At 65.0% G+C, this 22,037-nt stretch carries 20 protein-coding genes; 12 read left to right on the forward strand and 8 right to left on the reverse strand.

The annotated features are described in order from the left end of the window. Nucleotides 1-282 precede the first annotated feature (282 nt). The gene (locus I6F12_RS20560) at nt 283-1,101 is read left to right on the forward strand and encodes a rhomboid family intramembrane serine protease (protein ID WP_036015285.1); all 819 of its coding nucleotides are present in this window, start codon (nt 283-285) and stop codon (nt 1,099-1,101) included. Between the two features lie 188 nt (nt 1,102-1,289). Continuing rightward, nucleotides 1,290-1,718: a CBS domain-containing protein gene (locus I6F12_RS20565; RefSeq protein WP_036015240.1), complete on the forward strand. Its 429-nt coding sequence runs from the start codon at nt 1,290-1,292 to the stop codon at nt 1,716-1,718. On the opposite strand, the gene I6F12_RS20570 is transcribed toward I6F12_RS20565, so the two are convergent. Beyond that, nucleotides 1,719-2,792: a patatin-like phospholipase family protein gene (locus I6F12_RS20570; protein ID WP_036015237.1), complete on the reverse strand. Its 1,074-nt coding sequence runs from the start codon at nt 2,790-2,792 to the stop codon at nt 1,719-1,721. Nucleotides 2,793-3,039: 247 nt separating this feature from the next. On the opposite strand from I6F12_RS20570, the gene I6F12_RS20575 reads away from it, so the two are divergent. The 3 genes from I6F12_RS20575 (at nt 3,040) to I6F12_RS20585 (ending at nt 8,114) form a co-directional block, all read left to right on the forward strand. Beyond that, entirely contained in the window at nt 3,040-4,113 is a 1,074-nt protein-coding gene (locus I6F12_RS20575) for a hypothetical protein (protein WP_036015235.1), read from the forward strand. A gap of 318 nt (nt 4,114-4,431) precedes the next feature. After that, complete coding sequence (locus I6F12_RS20580; protein ID WP_225115011.1) at nt 4,432-4,671, forward strand: hypothetical protein; 240 nt, start codon at nt 4,432-4,434, stop codon at nt 4,669-4,671. Nucleotides 4,672-5,651: 980 nt separating this feature from the next. Next, entirely contained in the window at nt 5,652-8,114 is a 2,463-nt protein-coding gene (locus I6F12_RS20585) for an EAL domain-containing protein (protein WP_036010486.1), read from the forward strand. Here I6F12_RS20585 and I6F12_RS20590 read toward each other — a convergent pair. The 3 genes from I6F12_RS20590 to thrS all read right to left on the reverse strand — a co-directional run bounded on the left by I6F12_RS20590 (nt 8,100) and on the right by thrS (nt 12,131). Beyond that, complete coding sequence (locus I6F12_RS20590; RefSeq protein WP_225139833.1) at nt 8,100-9,368, reverse strand: serine hydrolase domain-containing protein; 1,269 nt, start codon at nt 9,366-9,368, stop codon at nt 8,100-8,102. The genes I6F12_RS20585 and I6F12_RS20590 overlap by 15 nt on opposite strands. Nucleotides 9,369-9,432: 64 nt before the next feature. Next, on the reverse strand, nt 9,433-9,996 hold the full coding sequence (locus I6F12_RS20595) for a nitroreductase (RefSeq protein ID WP_036010490.1): 564 nt from the start codon (nt 9,994-9,996) through the stop codon (nt 9,433-9,435). A gap of 92 nt (nt 9,997-10,088) precedes the next feature. Next, a complete protein-coding gene (gene thrS / locus I6F12_RS20600; protein WP_225157113.1) occupies nt 10,089-12,131 on the reverse strand; it encodes a threonine--tRNA ligase in 2,043 nt (680 codons plus the stop codon). 187 nt (nt 12,132-12,318) lie between these two features. On the opposite strand from thrS, the gene I6F12_RS20605 reads away from it, so the two are divergent. Then, nucleotides 12,319-13,494 carry an MFS transporter gene (locus tag I6F12_RS20605; protein ID WP_225132641.1) on the forward strand — a complete coding sequence of 392 codons (1,176 nt, stop codon included), beginning with the start codon at nt 12,319-12,321 and terminating at the stop codon, nt 13,492-13,494. An 89-nt stretch (nt 13,495-13,583) separates the two neighbouring features. Then, nucleotides 13,584-13,949: a hypothetical protein gene (locus I6F12_RS20610; RefSeq protein WP_225157114.1), complete on the forward strand. Its 366-nt coding sequence runs from the start codon at nt 13,584-13,586 to the stop codon at nt 13,947-13,949. Between the two features lie 21 nt (nt 13,950-13,970). Here I6F12_RS20610 and I6F12_RS20615 read toward each other — a convergent pair whose 3' ends face one another. After that, the gene (locus I6F12_RS20615; protein ID WP_225157115.1) at nt 13,971-15,290 is read right to left on the reverse strand and encodes an alpha/beta hydrolase; all 1,320 of its coding nucleotides are present in this window, start codon (nt 15,288-15,290) and stop codon (nt 13,971-13,973) included. 360 nt (nt 15,291-15,650) lie between these two features. Here I6F12_RS20615 and I6F12_RS20620 point away from each other — a divergent pair, with 360 nt between their 5' ends. Continuing rightward, nucleotides 15,651-17,018, forward strand: coding sequence for an amino acid permease (locus I6F12_RS20620; RefSeq protein WP_109143312.1), 1,368 nt, complete (start codon nt 15,651-15,653; stop codon nt 17,016-17,018). A gap of 2 nt (nt 17,019-17,020) precedes the next feature. Further along, entirely contained in the window at nt 17,021-18,235 is a 1,215-nt protein-coding gene (locus I6F12_RS20625; protein ID WP_225157116.1) for a hypothetical protein, read from the forward strand. Here I6F12_RS20625 and I6F12_RS20630 read toward each other — a convergent pair whose 3' ends face one another. Together I6F12_RS20630 and yidD are read right to left on the reverse strand one after the other, a co-directional pair. Then, nucleotides 18,236-18,442 (reverse strand): hypothetical protein, encoded by a 207-nt coding sequence (locus tag I6F12_RS20630; RefSeq protein ID WP_225142720.1) that lies wholly within the window; start codon nt 18,440-18,442, stop codon nt 18,236-18,238. A gap of 89 nt (nt 18,443-18,531) precedes the next feature. Continuing rightward, complete coding sequence (yidD, locus tag I6F12_RS20635; protein WP_036010511.1) at nt 18,532-18,870, reverse strand: membrane protein insertion efficiency factor YidD; 339 nt, start codon at nt 18,868-18,870, stop codon at nt 18,532-18,534. A gap of 255 nt (nt 18,871-19,125) precedes the next feature. Between yidD and I6F12_RS20640 the strand changes: the two genes are divergently transcribed. Further along, nucleotides 19,126-20,022, forward strand: a complete 897-nt coding sequence (locus I6F12_RS20640; protein ID WP_036027720.1) for a hypothetical protein — start codon at nt 19,126-19,128, stop codon at nt 20,020-20,022. A 105-nt stretch (nt 20,023-20,127) separates the two neighbouring features. On the opposite strand, the gene I6F12_RS20645 is transcribed toward I6F12_RS20640, so the two are convergent. Further along, the gene (locus I6F12_RS20645; protein ID WP_036044037.1) at nt 20,128-20,583 is read right to left on the reverse strand and encodes an iron-sulfur cluster assembly scaffold protein; all 456 of its coding nucleotides are present in this window, start codon (nt 20,581-20,583) and stop codon (nt 20,128-20,130) included. A gap of 252 nt (nt 20,584-20,835) precedes the next feature. On the opposite strand from I6F12_RS20645, the gene folE reads away from it, so the two are divergent. Both folE and hisI read left to right on the forward strand, forming a co-directional pair. After that, nucleotides 20,836-21,528 (forward strand): GTP cyclohydrolase I FolE, encoded by a 693-nt coding sequence (gene folE / locus I6F12_RS20650; protein WP_036027718.1) that lies wholly within the window; start codon nt 20,836-20,838, stop codon nt 21,526-21,528. A gap of 27 nt (nt 21,529-21,555) precedes the next feature. Further along, nucleotides 21,556-21,978, forward strand: a complete 423-nt coding sequence (hisI, locus tag I6F12_RS20655) for a phosphoribosyl-AMP cyclohydrolase (protein WP_128264665.1) — start codon at nt 21,556-21,558, stop codon at nt 21,976-21,978. Nucleotides 21,979-22,037: the final 59 nt, after the last annotated feature.

The following is a 22,037-nucleotide window of genomic DNA, read 5'->3' on the forward strand; positions in this document are numbered from 1 at the left end:
CTATGAGCTTCGTGCCGGCCGCGCGCCTGCTATGGTGACCGCGGTCGCAAGCCTCGCCGCTTTTCTCCAGGTTCTCGGCGGGGCCTGTACAGGGCGTCAAACAGTTTGGTCACGGGCCGCGGGGAGGGGTGGGGATACGCCTTGTCTCTCCGGCCACCGGAAGACCGACACGGACAGGCAGGGCTTCGGCCCTGCCTTTTCCTTTTGTGCACTTGCGCAGGGACGGCAAAGGCGCCTATCTCCAAGTCTGTCGCCCCGATGTCGCCCGAAAGCGAAGCTGCCTTGGATTCCCCGCAAGATTCGTCGCCGCAAGGTCCTGAGCCGGGCCCGCCGGCCGTCGTGGAGGCTCCGCGCGAGCCGATCCTGACGCTGCCTCCGGCGCTGACCGCCTATATCCTGCTGCTGGCGGTGATCCATCTGCACGTGCTGCTACCGCCCGAGCTCGAGAACTGGACCATCGACGTCTTCGGCTTCATCCCGAAGCGCTACGATTCCTCGCTGCTCAATCTGCAGATCCCGGGCGGGGCGGGGGCGAAGGTCTGGACCTTCGTCACCTATTCGCTGCTGCACGCCAATCTGACCCATCTCGGCTTCAACGTGCTGTGGCTCTTGCCGTTCGGCAGCGCGTTGGCGCGGCGTTTCGGCACCGTCAGGTTCTTCGTCTTCCTGGCCGTGACGGCGGCGGCCGGCGCGCTCGCCCATCTCATCACCCATGAGCATGCGGTGGCGCCGATGATCGGCGCCTCGGCCTCGGTGTCGGGCGCGATGGCGGCCGCAATCCGCTTTGCCTTCGTCCGCGGCAGCTTCCTGTCGTTCAGCCGATCGGATGCCGATACCGCCGCGAAAGTTCCGGCGCTGCCGCTGTCCCGCGCGCTCCGCGACGGGCGGGTGGTCGGCTTCCTCGCCGTCTGGTTCGGCATCAACATCATCTTCGGCGTGGGCGCGATCGGGGTCGATGCGGAAACCACGAGCGTGGCCTGGCAGGCGCATATCGGCGGCTTCTTCGCCGGCCTGTTGCTGTTCGCGCTGTTCGATCCCGTGCCGCGCGTGCGAAGCGATGCTGCGGATGCGTCATCACGGGACGTTTCAGACCGTATCTGAAGCGGCGCTTGCGACGCGGCCCGAATTCATCCATCATTCCCGCGAAGAATGTTCCGAAGCGACACGTCCTTAGCGACGATGCTTCGCAAAGCGCACGAGCGTGAAACCGGCGCTGTAACTGTTAGTTGAAGACTCGCGAACAAGTCCGAACCGCCAAAGGCGGACGGCTCGGATTCAGGGAGGCGACGATGACGGTACGTTCCATTCTGAACACCAAGGGCCACCAGATCATGAGCGTCGAGCCCGATGCCAAGCTGGCGGACGCGATCAAGCTGCTCGGCGAGAAGAAGATCGGCGCGGTGCTGGTGATGAGTCAGAGCCGGCTCGAGGGCATCCTGTCGGAGCGCGACATTGTGCGCGTGCTCGGCGAGCGCGGCGCCGGCGTGCTGGAGGCGCCGGTCTCGGAGGTGATGACCCGCAAGGTCGTGACCTGCAAGGAGACCGACACCGTCGCCGAGCTCATGGAGATGATGACGACCGGCAAGTTCCGTCATCTGCCCGTCATCGACAACGGCAAGGTGGTCGGCCTGATCTCGATCGGCGACATCGTCAAGCGCCGCGTCCAGGAATACGAGAGCGAGCAGGAAGCCCTGCGCGACTACATCAAGACTGCCTGATCAGGCCAAGTCTCCCGCTTTCGGCTCGTCCGCTTTCGGCGCGATGCCCGCGGGCGCCGGCGCCAGCACGTGGATCGCCTCCTGGATGGACTCCAGTGCACGCTCCGCAGCGCGCGTGCCATGTGCGATCAGGTCTTCGGAGCGGTGGAAGTCGAACCAGCCGAACTGGCCGACCCGCGGCGTGATCAGCATGTCGGGCGGATCGCCGGCGAGACGGGCGCGGGTGATGCGGTCCTGCATGATGTTGAAGGCGTCCACCATCACCGAGGAGATGCCGGGCCGGCCGTTACCGCCGAAGAACTCGCGCTTCATCGTCTTCTCGGGCGAGAACAGGCGCGGGAAGCGCCGCTTCGCCGTCGGCTCCTCGGCCACCGGTACGACCGGGGCGGGCACTGCGCCGTGCGAATAGATCGTGGTGGAATGGGTGAAGATGTCGCTGGAAAGATTTGCGGCGATGACGATTTCGGCGCCGAGCGCGCGGGCGGCCGAGACCGGCACCGGGTTCACCAGCGCGCCGTCGACCAGCCAGCGGTCGCCGATCAGCACGGGCGCGAAGATGCCGGGCAGGGCGTATGAGGCGCGCATGGCATCGACCACGCGGCCGCGCGTCAGCCAGATCTCGTGGCCGGTGCGAACCTCGGTCGCGACGCTCGCGAACTTGATGGGCAGGTCCTCGATCAGGATCTGCCCGATCGCCTCCTCGAGCCGGGTCGCGAGCTTCTCGCCACCGAGCAGGCCGGAGCCGTTGAGACGGATATCGAGATAGCCGAGAATGTTGCGCATCCCTTGCAGGCTGCGCCCCCATTCCTCGAACGTATCGAGCCGGCCGGCCGCGTGGAGGCCGCCGACCACGGCGCCGATTGACGTGCCGACCACGACATCGGGCACGATTCCATTGGCAATCAGGGTCCTCAGGATTCCGATATGGGCAAAGCCGCGCGCCGCGCCGCCGCCGAGGGCAAGGCCGATCACCGGCCGGCGGATGCTGCCCAGGCCAACTTTTTCGCCGACTTTTTCGCCCACTTTCTCGCCGTTCGAGCCGTTCGCGCCCCGGCCTTTCAATCTGTCCAGCACCGAAACTCTCCTACGCCGGGCCAGCCCGCATCGTCAGACTAGGCATCGCACTTGCGCTCCGCCAGATCAGGCGCGAAGCATGGTTTATGCCGCTTTGGAAAGGGCACGGGGCAGGAATATGGCGAGGGCCGGTTGCCACGGGACTAATCACGCAGCCGTCAAGCCGGTTCCACCGAAGGTCCAGGGCCGTATTTCCTGGGGTTTCAGAGGCTTGAATTTGCCGCGTTTTCGGTGAAAAGCAGGAAGCATGACACGCGGGGGTGACGGCATCGGCGGATGGCGGCGCAGCAGCAGGCTGCTGCCGGCGCTCGTCCTTGCCGTATGCCTCTTGACTTCCGGCCGAAATGCCGCCCAGGCGCAGCTTTTCTCGGATCGTCCGCCGCCGGTACCGCCGGCCTCGGTGCCCGACCCAGGCAACGCTGTCAGCCTGGCGCCGCCCTCCGGGCTGGGCGCGGGACCGCCAAGCCTGCCGCCGACCCTGATGCAGCCGGCGACCCCGAGCATGCCACCGCCCGCTGTCTCGACCGTGCCGCCCGCCGCCCCGCTGAATGCGGCCGTGCCCGGACAGGGCGTGCTGTCGCTGACGGCGAAGTACGGCAAGGACTCGGCCCCGATCACCAGCGGCCTGGTCTGGCGCGTGTTTGCCGACCGGCCCGACGAGAACGGCACCTTCAAGCTGATCCGCGAGGACCGCAGCGGGACGCCGAACATCGTGCTGCCGCCCGGCAATTATGTCGTCCACGTCGCCTTCGGCCTCGTCAGCGCGGTGCGCACCGTCAGCCTGAAGTCCGAGACCAATCGCGAATCCTTCGTGCTGCCGGCCGGCGGCCTGCGCATCGAGGGCCGCGTCGGCACCAGCCGCATTCCGCAGAACCAGATCTCATTCGCGATCTACAAGGGCAGCCAGTTCGAATCCGGCGAGCGCGCTTCCCTGGTGCCGAACGTCGCCGCCGGCGACGTCGTGCTGATCCCGGAGGGCACCTATTACATCGTCTCCAACTACGGCGATGCCAATTCGGTGGTGCGCTCGGACATCCGCGTCCAGGCCGGCAAGCTCACCGACGTCACCATCACCCACCGCGCCGCCGTCATCACGCTCAAGCTGGTCAGCGACAGGGGCGGCGAGGCGCTCGCCAACACCGCCTGGTCGGTGCTGACCCCCGGCGGCGACGTCATCAAGGAATCGATCGGCGCGTTCCCGCGCGTCGTGCTGTCCGAAGGCGAGTACCGCGCCATCGCCAAGAACGAGGGCAAGGTCTACGAGCGCGGATTCAACGTCGTCAACGGCGTCGACGGCGAAGTCGAGGTCATCGCGCGCTAAGGGCAGCCGGCGGCGAGAGGCTCCGGCACGACGATTCTCATCGCGCGCACGGATGTGCATCTTCTGTTACCGTCACCGTCAGTGGGTTTCTGCCAGGTAACCTCGGACCCCTCTCTGTGTTCTGTTGTGAACACTGGTAGCGTCATCATTACGTGCAGGGGCCAGCAAACACCGGCGGCATCGGCTTATTCCAGCAGCAGCGCGTCTTGCTTACGATCGTGGACGGTACGTATTTCCGATAATCAATTTTATTCTCTTTCCATCCTGCTGCGCTATATGTCTGGCGTCCGTCCAACGGGGGGAAGCCGGAGCAGGCTCATGCCTTGCAGGACCGGCATGGAGCAGGGGACCAGGCTTGTCGACATGTTCGAAGTGATCCTCACCAGGCGCAAGCGGTTCGGCTGGCGGTGGCAGGTGTGCGACCAGTCCGGCAAGATATTTGCCGACGGCTTCGAGCGCACGCGCCCGTCCGCCAAATATCAGGGCGAACGCGCGTTGTTCTTCCTGCTGTCCCAGGCCTATTTGCGCAACCGCTCGGCGGCCTCCAGCGAGGATTAGCGGGGTAGGCCACCATCCCTTGCGTTGCCCGACGGGCAAAACACGCGAGCGCTAGGTCAACGCACGCGGCCCAAAATATTTCGCTTTACCGAAATTCGGAAATCGCGTATGTGTCGCGCAACCCGGCCCAAGGAAGAGGGGCGTATCGCGATCGTCACGAACGCGGGCCGGGAGGCGGTGGACGCTGATGGCGTTGGCGCGAAAGGGTTTGCAGGGCGGAGAGCCGTGAGCAAAGACCTCGCGCATACGACCGGTGTCATCGGCGTACGGCAAAATCGTGTGGTCCTGGCGCCCGGGGTCTGTGCGCCAAGTCTTGTGGTGATGTTGCGGCCCAACCGGGCAAGCGCATCAGCCATCCGCGGGGCGACGGGGGCAATAGTGCATCGCTCCCCGGGGAGAGCACGACATAAGCCGTAAAGCCACTGCGCAGGGAAGGCCGGATGTTTGGCTTCACCTGTATGCCGCTGTGCAAATTCTTCGTTGCCACCTTTCGCACAGTGGACCGTGGGTGCCCGGCCGGCACCCGGTCTTCCCTGCGCCCTCTTTCGATTGAGGGTGGGACGACAGGCAAAGCTCGGGCGAGAAATGCCGCGAGGATGCGGAAGCGTGTCCGCGAGCGAAATGCGAATTGAAGAACGGCGCTGCCCACCACACACTCCGTCATTGCGAGCGCAGCGAAGCAATCCAGGAAGGCATCCGCGGAAAGATTCTGGATTGCTTCGCTGCGCTCACGGTGTTGAGGCAGGTGCGCGCCAAAGCTCCGCTCTCGGGCCCGGCTCTGCGCCGCATCGCTTGCGCGCCGCGCTGTGTCCGGGACACGAGGGCAGCTTCGCGCAACCGTCACAGTCTCTAACGCCCACTAACCAACACCTGACTTAAAACTGTCATAATCGCTGAATGGAACCCGCGCCTGCGCGCTTTTTACACGTCGTTAAGCGCGCCTGCATTGGATGCGGCGGGAAAGTGCGTTGGGGACTGCAATGACTGCCGCGAAGAAGATGCCGGGAAAACCGGCCGCCGAAATGTTCGACGACATCCCGGTGCTTCAGCGCAAATGGCGTGCGGCGTTGAAGCCGGGCGAGCGGTTGCCGCGTTACGAGGACGTCATGCTCGGCAGTCTCGGACGGCTCGCCGACCACATCGCGCTCTTGAAGAACGATGGCGTGCTCGAACTGTCGCGCAGCGGACGCTACGTGCAGAAATGGCTCGGCGAGGAGCGCTGGGACATTCCCCTAGCCGAGCTGTCGCCCGATTGCGCCACGGCGCTGTCGGAAGCGGCGGCGAGCGCGCTGGCGGCCGGACGGCCGCACCGGGCGAGCGCGCATTGCGTGCGCGACGGCATGGTCAGGACCTACGACGTGCTGGCGCTGCCGACGTCCTCGCGCTGGGGCGCGACGCTGATCGGCGCCTATGTCAACGAGCGCGGCGCGCAATACAATCTCCTCGACGCCATCTTTTCCGCGACCGACGACGCCGTGGTCTCGCTGGCGACGCTGCGCGATGCCGCCGGCAAGCCGTTCGACCTTCAGGTCGTGCACCACAACAAGAGCGCGGGCGAGCTGCTGAAGGTTGCGGGCGCAAGCCTGTTGTGGCGGCGGATCGGCGAAGGCGGCACGCTGCTGGCTTTCCCCGAGGTGATGGAATTCCTGCTCAAGGCCGTTTCGGGCAGCCGCTGCGAGCAGCTCGAGCTGGAGAGCGAGGGACGCTACCTCAGGCTCAGCGCCACGGCCTTTGCCGACGTGGTCTCGCTGACCATCTCCGATGTCACCGTCCTGAAGCGGCGCGATGCCTCGTTCCGCCTCCTGTTCGACAACAATCCAATGCCGATGTGGGTGTTCGACGCAGAGACCAAGGAGTTCCTCAGCGTCAACGACGCCGCGGTCCAGCATTACGGCTACAGCCGCGCGACCTTCCTGCGCATGAAGCTGCACGAGATATGGCCGGAGGACGAGTGGGACAGCCACGCCGCGGCGCTGGAGCGCCTCGGCGACGCCTACCACTCCTCGCGCAATTGGCGACACTTGCGCGCCGACGGCAGCGAGATCGAGGTGCTCACCTTCGGCCGTCGCGTCGCCTTCGACGAGCGCGACGGCTATCTGGTGGCGGTGGTCGACATCACCGAACGACGCAAGGCCGAAGCGCGCATCGCCTATATGGCCCATCATGACGGGCTCACCGACCTGCCGAACCGCGAGCACTTCCAGGAGCGCCTGAAGCAGGCGCTGGACCAGGCCGCGGGAAAACGGGTCGGCGTGCTCTACATCGATCTTGACCTGTTCAAGAACATCAACGATTCCTTCGGTCATCCGGTGGGCGATCGCCTGTTGAAGCAGGTCGCCGAGCGCCTGACCATAGCGGTCCGCGGCACCAATCTCGCCGCGCGGCTCGGCGGCGATGAGTTCGCCGTCATCTTGGCTGCCGACGTCTCGCCGAACGAGGCTAGCGCCTGTGCCTCCCTGCTGATCGACATGCTCAAGGCACCTTACGACGTCGACGGACAGGAGATGGTGATCGGCGCGAGCGTTGGCATCGCGCTGTCGCCGGGCGATGGCACCACGCCGGAGGAGTTGATGCGCAATGCCGACATGGCGCTGTACCGGGCCAAGGCCGACGGCGGCGGCGTGCACCACTTCTTCGAGCGTGAGATGGACCTCCAGGCGCAGAGGCGTCGCGACATGGAGCTGGATCTGCGCCGGGCGTTCGCCAACGGCGAGTTCGAGCTGCACTATCAGCCGCTGGTGTCGATCGCCTCCGACCGCATCTCCGGCTTCGAGTCGCTGCTGCGCTGGCGTCATCCGGACAAGGGCATGATCTCGCCCGCGGAGTTCATCCCCGTCGCCGAAGACATCGGCCTGATCACCCAGCTCGGCGAATGGGTGCTGCGCGAAGCCTGCACCGAGGCGGTGAAATGGCCCGTCGACGTCAAGGTCGCCGTTAACCTGTCGCCGGCACAATTCCGCAGCCGCAACCTGGTCCAGGTCGTGATCTCGGCCCTGGCGCAGTCCGGCCTGTCGCCGAAGCGGCTCGAGCTCGAGATCACCGAGTCGATTTTTCTGGCCGAGACCGACGCCAATGTCGCCACCTTGCACCAGTTGCGCGAGCTCGGCGTCGGCATTTCCATGGACGATTTCGGCACCGGCTATTCCAGCCTGAGCTATCTCCGCAGCTTTCCGTTCGACAAGATCAAGATCGACCGCTCCTTCGTCAAGGATCTGGCTGAGCGGCCCGACTGCGGTGCGATCGTGCGCGCGATCTCGGGTTTGGGGCGCAGCCTCAACATCACCACGACCGCGGAGGGCGTGGAGACCGAGGATCAGCTCGACTGGCTGCGCGCCGAAGGCTGCAACGAGGTGCAGGGATTTCTGTTCAGCGCCGCGCGGCCGGCGGCCGAGATCGGAAAGCTCCTCGCCGATTTCGGCCAGCGCACCTCACGGGCGGCGTAACGCGGGCGGATAGCAATCGTAGACCAGCGCCTTGAACGCGGGGGTGATGCGGCCGCGCTCGTTCTGGGTCTGCTGCATCATGACGTAGACCATGTCGAGCTTGGGATCGACGCCGAAATAGGTGCCGCTCCCCGAGTCCCATTTCAATTCGCCGAGCGAGCCCGGCGGCGGCGGTTTTGCATTGCCGGGATCGGTGCGCACCGCAAGGCCGTAGCCGTAGCCGAAGCCGTCGCCTGGAAAATAGAAATAGTCGCGTCCGACGCCGGAGCCCGGCCCGATCTGATCGGTCGTCATGGCCTTGAACGCGGCGGGGCTGAGATAGCGCCTGCCCTCGAGCTCGCCGCCGTTGAGCAGCATCTGCGAGAAGCGCTGATAGTCGGTGATGGTCGAGAGGAGGCCGCCGCCGCCCGACTGCCATTCTGGATGGTCCAGGCGGTCGCGCTCGCCGGCGAGCAGGATTGAGTCGCTCGGCAGCGGCCGCGCCATCCGCGCCAGCTCGTCCTCGGTCGCGAGCGTAAATTTGGTGCTGTTCATGCCGAGCGGATCGAAGATGCGGGCTTTCAGGAAGTCGTACAGCGTCTGGCCCGAGATGATCTCGATGACGCTGCCGAGCACGTCGGTGGAATGGCCGTAGCGCCACAGCGTTCCGGGCTGCCGCGCCAGCGGCAGCTTGGCGATGCGATCGGCGAATTCCCTGTTGTCGAAATGGCCCGCGAAAATGTTGGCCATCTTGTAGGCGTGCTCGACCCATTCGCTGCCGATGTAATCGTAGCTGATGCCCGAAGTATGCCGCAGCAGATCCTCGATGTTGACGGGGCGGTCCGGTGGGTCGAGGTCCAGCTCGACCGTGCCGCCTGGTAGGGTCACCTCGCGGCCCACCTTGGTCTCGGCGAACAGCGGGACGTATTTCGAGACGGGGTCGGTCAGCGCAAGCTTGCCGTCGTCGATCAGCATCATCGCGCCAAGGCACGTGATCGGCTTGGTCATGGAGTGGATGGCAAAGATCGTGTCCGGCGTCATCGCGACGCCGCTCCTGGTGTCGCGCACGCCGAAGCACTTCAGATAGACCGGCTTGCCGTGTTGCTGAACCAGGATCACCGCGCCCGGCAGGCGGCCGCTTGCCACCTCGTTGTCGAAGAATGCCGTGATGCGGTCGAGGCCGTCGGGCGAGGGGGCGGGGATGTCCGCGGCCCGGCTTCGCGCCATCGTGCCGGCGAGCATCGCGGCCCCGACCAGAAATTCACGGCGTCTCATCCGCACCTTCCTCCCTCGGCGGGATCAAAGCCGCAAGAGGCTCGATGCGTCAACACAACATCGATTAAAATCGCGTCACGATGTCCGAAAGTGACGGGCGCGGACGGTCTTCGTTCGGCTTGGTCGGCGTGCCGATATGAATGAAGCCGGCGAGCTTCTCATCCGGCTTGAGGCCGAGGCCGTCGAGCACGTCGCGGTCGAAAGAGAACCAGCCGGTCAGCCAGCAGGCGCCGTAGCCGAGTGCGGTGGCGGCGGTGACGATGTTCATGGCGCTGGCGCCCGCCGACAATTCCTGCTCGAACGCCGGCACCTTCGGATGCGGCTTGGTGAAGCTGACGATGCCGATCACCAGCGGTGCGTCCATTAGGCGCTTGCGCTCGGTCTCGACGTCGGCCGCCGGCGCGCCCGGATTCTTCCTGGCGAAGACCCGCGCGATCACCTCGCCGGCACGTAGCCGGGCCTCGCCCTCGAAGATGATGAAGCGCCACGGCGCGAGCTTGCCGTGATCCGGCACGCGCGCCCCGATGGTGAGGATGGTCTCGAGCTCGGCCGCCGACGGGCCGGGCCCCGTCATCTCGCGCGGCTTGACCGAGCGGCGGGTCTTCAGGAGTTCGATGGCATCGGGCACTGCGATATCCTCTTCAAATGGTCGGCGGGCGTGCCATGCCCAGATAAGCATGCACGCCCGCAACCGGAAGCGAATTTAGATCGATTTCAGGATCAAGCGGCGCCGCGCATTCGCTTCACATCCGGCGGCGTCGCCTCGTCGACCAGGGCGGCGATCGCCTCGGCCGTGGTCATCACCTTCTGGCCGTCGCTGCCGAGCCGGCGGACCGAGACCGAATGCGTCTCAGCCTCTTTTTTGCCGACCACAAGCAGGGCCGGGATCTTGGCCAGCGAGTGCTCGCGGACCTTGTAGTTGATCTTTTCGTTGCGCAGGTCGATCTCGACCCGAAGCCCGGCGCGCCGCGCCTGCTCCAGCACCACCTTGGCGTATTCGTCGCCTTCCGAGGTGATGGTGGTGACAACCGCCTGCACCGGCGAGAGCCAGAGCGGGAAGTTGCCGGCATAGTGCTCGATCAGGATGCCGATATAGCGCTCCATCGAGCCGCAGATCGCGCGGTGCACCATCACCGGCGGTTTCTTGCCGCCGTCATGGTCGATGTAGAAGGCGCCGAACCGCTCCGGCAGGTTGAAGTCGACCTGCGTGGTGCCGCACTGCCAGTCGCGACCGATGGCATCGCGCAGAACGTATTCGAACTTCGGCCCATAGAACGCGCCTTCGCCCGGATTGATCTCGGTCTTGATGTGATTGTTCTGCGACTGGATCTCGCGCAGCACCGTCGCCATTACGCGCTCGGCGTGATCCCACATCGCATCGGTGCCGACGCGTTTCTCCGGCCGGGTCGAGAGCTTCACCGTGAGGTCGCCGGTGAAGCCGAAATCGGCATAGGTCGACAGGATCAGATCGTTGATCTTCAGGCACTCCTCGGCGAGCTGATCCTCGGTGCAGAAGATGTGCGCGTCGTCCTGGGTGAAGCCGCGCACGCGCATCAGGCCGTGCATGGCGCCGGAGGGCTCGTAGCGGTGCACCACGCCGAACTCAGCGAGGCGCAAGGGCAGGTCCCGATAGCTCTTCAGGCCGTGCTTGAAGATCTGGACGTGGCCAGGGCAGTTCATCGGCTTGAGCGCAAACCAGCGCTTGTCCTCGGCCTCGTCGCCGGCCGATTGCGCCGCGAACATGTTCTCGCGATACCAGCCCCAATGGCCCGAGGTCTCCCACAGCACCTTGTCGAGGATCTGCGGCGCGTTGACCTCGTTGTAGTCGCCGGAGAGGCGCCGGCGCATATAGGCGATCAGCTGCTGGAAGATGGTCCAGCCTTTCGGATGCCAGAACACGACGCCCGGACCTTCCTCCTGGAAGTGGAAGAGGTCGAGCTCGCGCCCGAGCTTGCGATGGTCGCGCTTCTCGGCTTCCTCGATCTGCTTCAGGTAAGCGTCGAGGTCCTCCTGCTTGGCGAAGGCCGTGCCGTAGATGCGGGTCAGCATCGGGTTGTTGGAATCGCCGCGCCAATAAGCGCCGGCCACCTTCATCAGCTTGAAGGCGCCTCCGACCTTGCCGGTCGAGGTCATGTGCGGACCGCGGCACAGGTCGAACCAGTCGCCCTGGTAGTAGATCTTGATCGGCTCGGTGCCGGGAATGGCGTCGACCAGCTCGACCTTGAAGGCCTCGCCCTTGTCGCGGAACACCTGCTTGGTCTTTTCGCGGTCCCAGACTTCCTTGGTGAAAGGCTTGTCGCGCGCGATGATCTCGCGCATCTTCTTCTCGATCGCGGCAAAGTCTTCCGGCGTGAACGGCTCGTTGCGGAAGAAGTCGTAATAGAAGCCGTTCTCGATCACGGGGCCGATCGTGACCTGGGTTCCCGGCCACAGCGTCTGCACCGCTTCCGCCAGCACGTGTGCGCAGTCGTGCCGGATCAATTCGAGCGCGCGCGGGTCGTCGCGATTGACGAGCTCGATTCCAGCGTCGGCCTCGATCGGATCGTTGAGATCGGCAAGCGTGCCGTCGAGCGCCATGGCGACCGTGCGCTTGGCCAGCGACGGCGAGATGCCCTTGGCGATATCGAGGCCGGTGATGCCCTTGTCGAACTGGCGCTTGGCGCCGTCGGGGAAGGTGAGGGTGACTTTGGCGGCGGGGGTCACGGGCTTCAAATTGGAGAGGCTGTACTGGAAGCCGGACTCGGATTTGGGCTGGTCGGACATTGCTTTTCTCCTGGGGCTCACTCCTGCGAACGAGCGCAGGTAAGCGGGAACGAGCGATATATCAGGCGATTCGGCCTGCGCAATCCGGCATTTCCAAGAAAGTGGCGCGCAAAACCCGGGGCGGAGCCAGCAACTATTTCACGTTGTACCCTTTAACCGGTCGCAGGCCGCCGCTACATGCGTTTGCATGAAAAGCGCCCCAGCCGCCGGCCGTTTCGCGCCAACCGCCCTGATGCTCGGCAATCTCGTGACCGGCTGCTCGGTCTTGGCACCGGCGGGCATGCTGCCGGAATTGTCGGCGGGGCTCGGGATCAGCATCCACGCGGCCGGGCTCCTGATCACCTTCGGCGCGGTGACGCTGTGCGTCGGCTCGCCGCTGACGGCGTGGCTGACCAGCCGCATCGAACGGCGGATCCTGCTCGCCACGACGCTGGCGGTGCTCGCACTCGGCAATCTCGCCTCCGCGTTTGCGCCCGATTACACCAGCCTGCTGATCATTCGGCTCGCGATGCTCGCAGTCGGCTCGCTCTATACGCCGCAGGCCGCCGGCACGGCTGCGCTGATCGTGCCGGCGGAACGGCGCGGCAGCACCATTGCGTACCTCTTCCTCGGCTGGTCGCTCGCAGCCGCCGTCGGCCTGCCGCTCATCACCTTTATCGCCAGCCGCTACGGCTGGCGCGCGGCCTATGGCGGGGTCGGCGCGCTCGGCTGCGTCAGCTTGCTGCTGTTGCTGCTGCGTCTGCCGGCGGGCCTGCAGGGCGCACCGGTCGATCTGAAGACATGGGCCGCCGTCGGCCGAAGCAGGACGATCCTGCTGCTGCTCGCGATCACGATGCTGCAAATGTCGGGGCAGTTCGTCGTGTTCACCTATATGGGCCCGCTGCTCAACAAGCTCACTGGCGCCGGCCCCGATGCGATCGGCTTGGTCTTCGCGCTGTACGGGATCTGCGGCTTCCTCGGCGTCGTCGTCGCCACCCGCATCGTCGACACTGCGGGGCCCTATCGCACCTCGTTGCTGTTCACCTGCCTGCTGCTTGCCGGGATGAGCGGGTGGGCCCTCGGCGCCGGCTCGCTCGTCATGATGGCGGGCGCGGTGACGATCTGGGGCCTTGGCTTCGCCTCGACCAATTCGATGCAGCAGGTGCGGCTGGTCGCGGCTGCGCCGCCGCTGGCGTCGGCCACCGTCGCCCTCAACACATCCGTCCTCTATATCGGCCAGGCGGTCGGCTCCGCGGTCGGCGGCTTGCTGTTCGCCCGCGAGCTCCTGCACACGCTCGGCTTCGTCGCGGTCGGTTTCGTCGTGCTGGCACTGATCCTGGTGGTCGTGACCCGGCCCAGGCGGGCGGCTGCCGCCACCGCCTGAACGCAGCAGGTCGTGCGCGCAAGGCGCTTGGCAAACCTCGCGCGGGAGCGGTAGAAGGCCGGCGTGGGGATCAAAGAGAGTTGACTGAGATGAGGATGATTCTGGCGGTCGCCGCGGTGCTCTATTCAGCCTCCGCATTTGCGCAGACCGAGAAGCCACCCATGGTGGGGGACAAGCCGCTGGTGCAGGTCAAGAAGAAAGGCGCCAAGGAGGCTGTCGCCGCTCCAAAGGGCAAGCCGCAATCGATCGCGGTCCGCCTCCAGACCTGCCTCGAAATCGACGACGGCACCAAGGATCGCCTCAACTGCTACGACGCCGTGATCCCGCCGGCGCCGAAGCCGAAGCCGGCCAAGGCCAAGGGCTATGCCGACTGCCGCTTCTTCAAGGAAGAGGACGAGCGGCTGGCCTGCTTCAACGGCTTTGCCGAGAGCATTCCGAAGCTGCCCAGGAACTGATATTGGGAACTGATATCCCGGCTAGGGATTTGTGGAGGCGACGCGCGTCAGCGCGAGCGACGGCGTCGCCGCCATCTTCACCAGCACGTCCTTGAGCGGATCGCGCGTCCAAGCGCGGGTGACATAGTCGCGATGGGTGATGCCCTCGCCGGTCTCCACGAATACCACGCTGCCGGGTCGTAGCGGCCCGTCCATGTCCTCGGCGACGCTGATGCCCTTCTGGCGGAGCATGCTCATCAGCTCGCGGTCGCGCCGCGCGGTGTGGCGGGTGTAGGCGCTGACGAAGAAGCCGGAACGGTGGCTCTCGATCCAGGACGCGAATTTGTCCATCTCGCCATAGACGGCATCGAGCAGCACCACGCCGCGCACGCGGTCGCTGATGCCACCGACCTCGAGGCTCCACGCCGTCGGCAGGAAGCCGCCGCTATAGGCGACGATCACGATCGGCATGTTGGCGAAGGCGCGCGCGCTGTTGGGATCGCCGGTGAGGCGCGCAAGATGGTCGGCCGATTCCGCCATGAAGCGCTTGAAGCCGCCCGGCTGCCAGAATTTTCCGGCGCTGGAATCGGCGGCGTCGACCGCCATCTGCGGCGCAAGCAGGATCGCATTGGCGCCGGAATCGGTGACCTGTTTCGGCACCATCTGCCGGTCGCGGACGTCGCGCTCGAGCGTTGCGCCATTGCCGTGGAAGAACACCACGATCGCGCCCGGCTTGCGCAGGTCGAAATGCTCGGGCACGTGCACCAGCACGCGGCTGTCGCTGTAGGTCTCGTCCTGCCAGTAGACGCGGCCGGAATAGCTGCGGTGGCCGCGGCGGTCGCCTTTGGAAATGTTGAGGAAGGGCGCGTCGGAGGCGGGATTGTTGCCGAAATAGGGAAAGGCCGACGACTTCATGCTGACGAGTGTCGTCAGATCCTCGCGGGCGGGGCGCTTGTACGGCACTTGCGGCTCGAGCGAGGCCACTTTGTAGGGCGCCTGCTCCGGCTGAGGCTGCACGGCGCGCTTGGGCGAGAAGTCCGACATCTGCCGCTGCAGGAAGCTCTCACTCGCCGAGGGAAAGCGCTCCCTAAACTGCGGGGCAGGGAAGCGATCCTCGAACGTGTCGCCGCTTGCCACGCGCGCGTTCGAACTCTGCGAATTGGTCTTGGCGACCACCTGGACATTCGCCTGGGAGTTCGCCGCCAGCGCCGCCGGATCCGGCGCCTTGCCGCATTGAACCAGCGTCAGCGACAACGGCATCATGACTGAGATCAGACCGGCCCGGAGCGCACGATCATGCCGACCGGACATTGTCCGATCGGCACGATCATCAGCTCTCAGTTTAGGAGCGGCCCCGGCCATCCACCCATGACCCCAAAGTCACGACCCAAGTCTTACGTCCCAGGTCACACGTCCAAGTCACACGTCCATCGGCAAACTTGAAACAATTGAGCCGACTGGCGTTTAGGCGACGTTAAGCGTCCGGAGAAACTTCCCCACATCCGGAACGCTCGAAAGGACCATGCAATCGTGTCCTGATTGTGGGGGAGCGGAACGGACAATCCCGGGTGCATCCAGAGACATCGTCCAAAGAAGCGCCTAGGCGGTGGTCAGGTACCTACCTCCGTTGCCTCATTTAACCCTTGTTAACCCTGCTTGAATTGACTGGGCCAAAGTGCACGATCGGCCCATTAGGCGAAGCGCCTGAGGTTAAGGACCCCGATGACGGCATCAGATGCGGGTACCCCGCCCTGGACGGACCGGCTGACCGGGAGGGGGGCCGGGGTCTCCGTTCCGGTCGCCACCGCCATCGTCGTCGCCGACATGATCGGGGTCGGCGTCTTCACCAGCCTCGGCTTCCAGGTCAAGGACATCCCGTCCGGCTTCTCGATCCTGCTGCTCTGGACGGTCGGCGGCGTCGTCGCGCTGTGCGGTGTGTTCGCGTACAGCGAGTTGGGCGCGATGTTTCCGCGCTCGAGCGGCGAGTACAATTTCCTCGGCCGTGCCTATCACCCGGCCTTCGGCTTCCTCGCCGGCTGGGTGTCGGCCACGGTCGGCTTCGCGGCGCCGGTCGCGCTCGCCGCGATGGCGTTCGGGGAATATGCCAAGTCGGTCGTACCCGATCTGCCGGCGATTCCGCTCGCCATCGGCGTGGTGTGGCTGGTTTCGCTGGTGCAACTGACCGGCGTCAGGCACTCATCCACGTTCCAGTTGATCTCGACCGTCCTCAAGGTCGTGCTGATCGTCGGCTTCCTGGTCGCCGGCTTCGTCATCGCCGTGCCGCAGCCGATCAGCTTCACGCCGCAGCCCGGCGATATCGCTCACATCGTCAGCGCGCCGTTCGCCATCGGGCTCGTCTTTGTGATGTATTCGTTCTCGGGCTGGAATGCCGCCACCTACATCATCGGCGAGATGAAGACGCCGCAACGGAACCTGCCGCGCGCGCTGCTCGCGGGCACGCTGATCGTGCTCGTGCTGTATGTCGCGCTGAACGCGGTATTTCTCCATTCGGCGCCGGTCAGCGCGCTCGCCGGCCAGCTCGACGTCGCCAGTGTCGCCGGCACGGCGATCTTCGGCACCCTCGGCGGTCGGATCGTCGGCGCCATGATTTGCTTCGGTCTGATCTCTTCGATCAGCGCGATGATGTGGATCGGCCCGCGCGTGATGATGACGATGGGGGAGGACATTCCCGCCTTGCGCGTTTTCTCCAAGCGGTCCGTGAGCGGCGCGCCGGCCTATGCCATCCTGTTCCAACTGGCCATCGCCAATCTTCTGTTGTTCACGCGCAGCTTCGAGGCGGTGCTCGATTTCATCCAGTTCGCGCTGTTGTTCTGCTCGTTCTTCACGGTCGCAGGCGTCATCAAGCTGCGTATCACCGATCCCGATCTGCCGCGGCCCTATCGCGCCTGGGGATACCCGTTCACGCCGCTCGTGTTTCTGCTCGTGACCGCGTTCATGATGTACTACCTTCTGACGGAGCGGCCGCTTCAGTCGCTGTCGGGAATGCTCGTCATGCTCTCCGGCCTTTTGATTTACGCTGTTTTCCGCAGGCGGCCCGTCGTCGCTGCCGCATCACCGCATCGCGAATAGACATGCTCCGCCCCCTGAGAATTGCGGCCGTTGCTTTCGTCCTCCTGGCTGCGGCCGTCTCGTCCGCGCGTGCCGCAGACGTCACCTTCGATGACACGGCGCGCTTCCTTGCGGGCATGCAGCCTTCGGCGGACTCGCCGCTGGTGCCGCTCACCAGGGACCCGGCCTGGCAGCGTCACGCCAAATTCTTCGACGGCGCCTTCGCTCAGCTCGAGCAGCGTCAGCTCTCGAAGATCCGCAGCTGGGCCGACCTCAATCTGGCCGCGCCCCGACCGACCATGTTCTACTTGTTCAGCGGCCCCGATTTCCTCTACGCCGACGCCTTCCATTCCAAGGCCAGCACCTACGTGCTCGGCGCGCTGGAGCCGGTCGGTGCGGTGCCCGATTTGACGCGGCTGCCGCGTGGTTCGGTCGGCGCTGCGCTCTACAACGTCGAACGCTCGCTCGGCTCGATCCTGAGCTTCTCGTTCTTCATCACCAAGCAGATGAAGGTCGACCTGAGCGCCAACCAGGTCAACGGCACCCTGCCGATCCTCTATGTCTTCCTCGCCCGCTCCGGCAAGACCATCCGCAACGTCGAGATGATCGCGCTCGACGACAAGGGCGGGCTACATGTCGGCGGCGACAATCCCGGACGGAACGCGACGCGCGGCGTCCGCATCAGCTTTGCCGGCAGCGACGGGGAAGCGCGTACGCTGTATTATTTCGCAACCGACCTCTCAAATTCCGGCGCACGTGCCACGGGCTTCCTGAAATTCTGCGAGACGCTCGGGCCCGGCAACAGCCTGCTCAAGAGTGCGTCCTACCTGTTGCACTCCGGCAATTTCACCGTCGCACGCGACTGGTTGCTCGCCAACAGCGCCACCATCATCCAGGACGATTCCGGCATTCCGCTTGCGAACTACAATGCACGGCAATGGCGGTTCTTCCCGTTCGGCCGCTATCTTGGTCCCATCGACGAATTCCCCGGCCGCTACCAGGAGCGCTACGCCGAGCTGTTCACGCGCGCCCAGCCGATCGATTTCGGCGTCGGCTATCGCTGGCGCATGCGTGAATCGAATTTGCTGCTGGCGGTGAAGGTGCCGGGCAGCGAGACCGCACCGGCTGCAGAGACCACTTCGGCCGCCGAGCCGGCGCCAAAGCCGCCGCGCCCGAAGCGGCTACGACCGCCGGAGTCGATCCCTCCATCACAGGGACGGTTCTACTGGTTCCGGTGACTACCAATGCACGCTCTGGCTCGGCACGATGAACGTCGTCGTGCTCGGCTGTGTCGCAAGGCTCCTCTCAAGATACCAGCCTGAGCCGAGGACGAGCGCAAGCAAAGCGATGATGGCGAGCAGGTCGATGGTTCTTGGATCGTGCGCCCTGTGATCGAGATTCGGACCGGGCTTAGCGTGAAAATGCGGGCTGATTTTCCAGCGCATTGTTGTTTCCTCCCGTGGGGAGCATCAAGACAACGCGGGCGGAAAGTCTAAGGTTCCGGTCAGGGCGGCGCTGTTCAGAGCACCGCAGGTCAGGACGCGTTAACTCCGCGCCAGCGGCCATAGCGCCAGGGGAGATACCAGCGTGCGCCTTTGGGCGCCGTGAGAGGCACGTTGTCGATGCCGGACGTGCCGAAGGGATGGCAACGGAGCAGGCGCGCGAGCGTCATCCAGCCGCCGGCCCACAGCCCGAACCGTTCGATTGCCTCATCGCCATAGACGGAGCAGGTCGGCAGGTGCCGGCAATTGTAACCGACCAGAGGTGACAGCGTGTGGCGATACAGCCAGATCAGTGCACGGCCGAATCTGCGCGGCAGCCGGAGCACACCATCGACGGAACTGGAACAGCGCTGGCAGGCTGAATGCTTCATGTGCGTTGTGCTGCGATGTTGAGCGAAGCTTTGCCCGGTTCCGGTGCAGGGAACCATAAGTTGTTGTTTCCACGCCATATTTTGCGTGTTTTTTGGGAGCAGTGCAGCAAGTATCTGTGGACGATCTGTATTCGCCCGGATACCATTTTTATGACGGTCGTGTGTAGAAACATACGCCTGTATGATGGACTCAGGTAGCGCCACCGGGGATTGTTTGGGGACCTTGGGGCTTTGGGGCTTGGGGAAGGAACCAGATTGAGACTTCTGAACTCCCTTAAACTTCGCGGCTGGTTGCTGGTGGGAACCGCCGTCTGCGGAGTCGCGCTGGCTGGCGCTGTCGCAACATTCGGATCGTCGGCCCGCGCCGGCGCTGCCCTCGAAGAGCGCAAGCTGCCGATGAAGTTCAGCTGGGTCGCCTGCGAGCCGAACTGCCGCGGCTGGATCAGCGCGGTCGGCATCATCACCGCCGATACGCCCAAAGAATTCGAAGAGTTTTCGCGCGGCCGCCAGCTCGGCGGCGCCACCGTAGTGCTCGATTCCAGCGGCGGCTCCGTCAATGACGCGATCACGCTCGGCCGGCGCTTCCGCAATCTCGGGCTTTTGACCACGGTCGGCGTGAGCCTCCGCGGCGGGCCGTCGACACGGCCGGCCGTCGCGCCGGAAGCGTATTGCGAATCCATGTGCGCCTTCCTGCTGCTGGCCGGCAAGAAGCGTTACGTGCCGGAAGCCGCTCATGTCCGGGTTCACCAGATCTGGATGGGCGACCGCGCCGATGATGCCAAGGCGGCGAGCTATAGCGCGCAGGACCTGATGATCGTGGAGCGCGACATCGGCCGCCTCGCCAAATACACCTTCGATATGGGTGGCGCCGGGGATCTGTTGTCGCTTGCGCTCAGCGTCCCGCCTTGGGAGGACCTGCACGAGCTCGATGCCGGCGAGCTCAAGCTCACCAATCTGGTTACGACCGATCTCGTGGCTGACGTGCTCCCGCACGTGGATATCTCGGCGCCGGCAATGGCGGAGCTTGCACCGAAGACGCAGGCGAGGTTCGGCGCGGAACCGGAGCAGGCTTCCAAGTCGACCAAGACGGCGGAAGCCCTGGTGCCGACCGGTAGTGTTGCCACACCGGCTGCTGCGGCGGCGCCGAAGTAAGCTCTTAAATCTCGGTAGTCATCCCGGGGCGCGCGTCAGCGCGAAGCTTGGTGAGCAAGTGCGTACCTGGGGTGCGCAAGTTCGCCCGGAATGACGGAGAGGGGGTCAGCCTTGCGCTGCGGCCGGCTGCTTGGTTCTGGCCTCGATCTGGCCGATGGCATCAACCACGGCATCGAAGGTGAGAAGCGTCGAGGCATGGCGCGCCTTGTAGTCGCGGACCGGCTCGAGGAACTTGATCTCCTCCCATTTTCCTTGAGGAGGCGCACCATTCTCCTTCAGCATCTTGCGAACGGTTTCGCGTAACTCACGGAGTTCGCTCGCAGTCGAGCCGACCACGTGACTTGCCATGATGGATGAAGAGGCCTGGCCCAAAGCGCAGGCCTTCACGTCATGGGCGAAGTCGGTGACGGTATCCCCGTTCATCTTAAGATCGACCTTCACGGTCGAGCCGCACAGCTTGGAATGGGCGGTGGCGGAGGCATCGGGGTCCGCCAACCGTCCGAGCCGCGGAATATTCCCGGCCAGCTCGATGATCCGCTTGTTGTAAATGTCGTTCAGCATGTGATGGAGTCCAACGCGTCACACCCGCTTCCAAGCCGGATCGGCCTTGGCGGGCGCCGCCCACGGTCCTATATAGGGGCGGAACTGGTGGAAAAACAGTCCGGGGATGCGGTGGCGGTGATCCAGATCTAGGCTGCCGGCGTTGTGACCTCGGGACTTTTGCACCGAAACTGTTCTGTTCAGGCGTCCGGCGGCTTGGCCGCCCCGTCTGCCGGTGACACTCCGGCCGTTAGGCCGTCGAACGGAGAAGATATGGACGCTGCAATCAAATCCATCCGCCCGGGTAAGCCCTCCGACCGGCAGCCCGAGAACCGCCCGGCCGAGCTTGATCCTGCCGAATTCCTCGCGGCCGCCGTCCGCGCCGACCAGCCGCGTCCCGCGCGCGCCGAGGCGGAAGCGGCGGTGAAGACGCTGCTCGCCTATATCGGCGAGAACACCGAGCGCGAGGGCCTGCTCGACACGCCGCGCCGCGTCGTCGAGGCTTTCGACGAGCTCTATCAGGGCTACCACCAGTGCCCGGCCGAGGTGCTCGACCGCACCTTCGGCGAGACGGCGGGCTATGACGATTTCGTCCTGGTGCGCGACATCGAGTTCACCTCGCAATGCGAGCACCACATGATGCCGTTCTACGGCAAGGCGCACATCGCCTATACGCCGGTGGAGCGCGTCGTCGGCCTGTCCAAGCTGGCCCGCCTGACCGACATTTTCGCCCGCCGGCTCCAGACCCAGGAGCACCTGACCGCGCAGATCGCCGCCGCGATCGACGAGGTCCTCAAGCCTCGCGGCGTTGCCGTGCTGATCGAGGCCGAGCATACCTGCATGTCGGTGCGCGGCGTCGCCAAGCATGGCGCCTCTACTTTCACCAGCCGCTTCACCGGCATGTTCCGCGACAATCCGGCGGAGCAGGCCCGTTTCCTGTCCCTGGTGCGAGGCACGACGCGCTGACCTCGCGACAAACCGGCGAGAGTTGCTGTGTCCGCTCATTCCCATGAGATCGAGGAGGGCCTCGCCTTCCTGCCCAGATTTGATGCCGCTGGCCTCGTGACGGTCGTCGCCACCGACGTCGCCACCGGCGACGTGCTGATGGTCGCGCACATGAACGAGGAGGCGCTGCGCAAGACCATTGCGACCGGCGAAGCCTGGTATTTCAGCCGCTCGCGCAATGCGTTGTGGCGAAAAGGTGAGACGTCGGGTCAGACCCAGCGCGTGGTCGAGATGCGCACCGATTGCGATCAGGATGCGGTCTGGATCCGCATCGAGCAGATCGGCGCGGCCTGCCATACCGGCCGGCGGTCGTGCTTCTACCGCAAGGTCGAGGCCGAGGGCGGGGGAGCGAGATTGGTCTTCACTGAGGCGGACCGGCTGTTCGATCCGAACGACGTTTACAGGAAGTAGCAGCCTGGCATTCCGGGTTCGCGCTGTCGCATGCCCCGGAATGACGCGGAGCGTCAGTT

Origin of the sequence: Bradyrhizobium sp. IC4059 (assembly GCF_020193615.1) — a bacterium.
Taxonomy (GTDB): Bacteria; Pseudomonadota; Alphaproteobacteria; order Rhizobiales; family Xanthobacteraceae; genus Bradyrhizobium; species Bradyrhizobium yuanmingense.